General features: G+C 75.9%; 1 protein-coding gene. It reads right to left on the bottom strand.

What is annotated here, in order from left to right:
• The coding region (locus AC1HC7_RS00480; RefSeq protein ID WP_479498545.1) for a hypothetical protein at window positions 1-2633 on the bottom strand (2633 nt) is incomplete at its 3' end.
• Window positions 2634-2711 lie beyond the last annotated feature (78 nt).

Below are 2711 nucleotides of genomic sequence, written 5' to 3' on the forward strand. Positions count from 1 at the left end.
CGCGCGATCCCGGCGGCGGTCCGGCCCGCGGCGGCGGCGGCGGCGCGGATCTCGGATATGCGGCGCAGGTTCAGCCGCCGCCCGGTGACGTCGACCTCGCGCTCGCCGTCGTCGCCGGTCGCCAGCCGGACCTGCAGATCGGCCCATGGCGCCACCTTCAGCCGCGTGACCTCCGCCGCCTGCACCGCGCCGCCTTGCGCCCCCTGCCCGATCCGCACGCTGCCCGCAATGTCCAGCCCCGGCCCGGTCAGCGTCAGCCCGTCGATCACCAGCGCGCCGTCCTTGCCGCCGATGATGCGCCCCTCGGCCTTCAGCGCGCCCGGGGCCTTGCGCGGCTTGCTCCAGCCCAGCGCCGGCACGCGCAGCGCCGCGTCGTCGAGCCGCGCGCGCAGCGTCACCCGCGACGACGCCCCGATGCGCAGCGTCACCGCGGCCCGGGCCTGGCCCTCGGCAATCTCCACCCCCTCGACCCCCAGCCGCTTCAGCAGCGCCCCGTCGAACCGCCCGGACACGTCCAGCGCCGTGCCCGCTTCGCCGGGGCCGGGCGAAAACCGCTCCACCCAGCGCAGTTGCGCCGGCGCGCCGTCAAGCCGCGCCGCGCCGCTGAGCGTCAGCTTCCGGTCATCCGCGCTCAGTTCGGCCGTCTTCGCGCGCACCCGCAGGCCCAGCATGGGATCGACGGCGTCGAGATCGGCCAGATCCGCCTGCACGCGCACCTCGACCTGCGCCACCTTCAAATCCTTGAGCAGCGGAAACGACACCTGCGCGCGCGCCACCGCCGTGCCGCCGATCTCGCCCAGATCGACCCCCAGCTTGCGGGTCAGCTCCAGCGGCGGCTGGTCGATCAGCGTCAGGAAATCGGCGATGCGCCCGCGCCCCACCAGATCCGGCAGGCCGGTCTCGATGGGTTCGGCCAGATCGACGATGGCAAAGCGCGACCCGGCAAGATCGATGGCCCGCCCGCCCGGCGGCGTCACACGCCCCCGGTCCAGTTCCACGTCGAACCGGTCCAGCGTCGCCCGCCCGACGCCGGCCGCGCCCTCGACCGGCGGCATCCCGACGATGACCCGCGACCGCGCCTCGCGAAATTCGAATTCCAGATTCACCGCAGGCGCCGTCCCGTCCCAGCCCGCCTCCAGATCCAGATGCTCGATCTCGCCGCCCAGGATGTTGCCCATCACCCAGTCGCGCGCCCCGGGGCCGATATCGCGCGGCCAGTGCGTCGCCAGCGCGGCCGCGGAAAACGCCCCGGCGGTGACCCGGATCCCGGCGGTGGCGGCGCCGTCGGCGCCGGTCTCGATCCGCCCGGTCAGGGTCAGGTCCACCGCGTCGTCGCGCAGCCGCAGCGCCTCGATCTCAAGGCCCGGCGGGTCCAGCGTCAGCCGCGCCGCCAGTTCGCCGTCGGTGAAGGTGACGGGCGCGTCAAGCCCCAGCGCCGCCGCGCTCGCCTCGACGGTCTGCAGCGTCATGGCGACGACGACCCCGGCGACCGCGCCGCCCGGGGCGCGGGTGAAATCCGCCGCGCCGCGCAGCGCCAGCCGCCCGGCGCCGCCCTCGATCCGCGCCCGGGTCACGCTCAGCCGGTCCGCGGCCGGATCATAGGCGAAATCCACCCGCCCGCCGTCCAGCGCCGCCAGCCCCGGCGGGGCCCCGGCGATGCGCCCCTCGCCCAAGGACAGCGCCCCGCTCAGCGCGGTCAGCGCGCCGCCGCGATCGAAAGCCAATTGCCCGCGCAGGGCCAGATCCGCCTCCAGCGCCGCCAGGCCCGCCGCCTCGGGCAGGCGCCGCGCCAGCCCCGCCGCCGACACCCCGCGCAGCGAGGCGTCGATGGTGGCGCGCCCGGTCTCGCGCGATCGCAACCCGCGCATGACCAGCCGCATGGGCGCGCCGTCATCCAGCCGCGCCGAGGCGTTCAGCACCCCGTGCAAGCCGAATTCGGTGCGCCGCAGGGTGAAATCCACGTCCTCGGCGGTGAGGTCGATGCCGCTCGCCAGGTCCCGATAGCGCAGCCGCAGCCCGCGCGCCTCGATGCGCCGCAGGCGCGCCAGCGGGCCGTCCTGGTCCGGGCCGTCATTCAGCAGGCCCAGCAGCCCGGGCCCCTCGGCCGCCGCCTGCGGCCCGTCCGGGGCGATGGCGGGCGGCGCCCCGGCGCCCGCCGGGGCGCCCAGATCGAAATCCAGCCGTCCGTCGGCGCGGCGGATCAGCACCGCGTCGAGATCGGAAATGGCGATCCGCGTCGGCGCGAAATCCCCGCGCAGCACGTCGAAGACGCGAAATTTCAGCGCGATCTCCGGCGCCGCCGCGATCAGCGCGCCGCCGGCGTCGCGCACCGTCACCTCGCGCAGCCGCAGCCCCGAGGGCCGCCCCGCCCGCCCCAGCGCGAACACCGCGTGCGCGGCGGCGAATTGCCGGTCGCCGGCGTTCAGGTCCTCCAGCAGCATGGGCAGCGCCGCGTCCAGCGACACCGGCCCCTGCTTCAGGATCGCATAGCCCAGCCCCGCGGCCATCGCGACGGCCAGCGCCAGCGAGGCCGCCAGCCGCGAGGTCCGGTGCAACGCGCGCCGCGCCAGACCCGGCCGCCGCGCCGGCGCCGGGGTTGTGCGTTTCAGCCGCGTCGGATGACGTGGATGCATGCGCCTCCAACCACTCTTGCGCCCAGGGCGCTGGATTCGTTTTCGTCGCGCCCAAGGCGTCGCCCGGATCGTCGCGCC

This window comes from Oceanicella sp. (assembly GCF_056449545.1).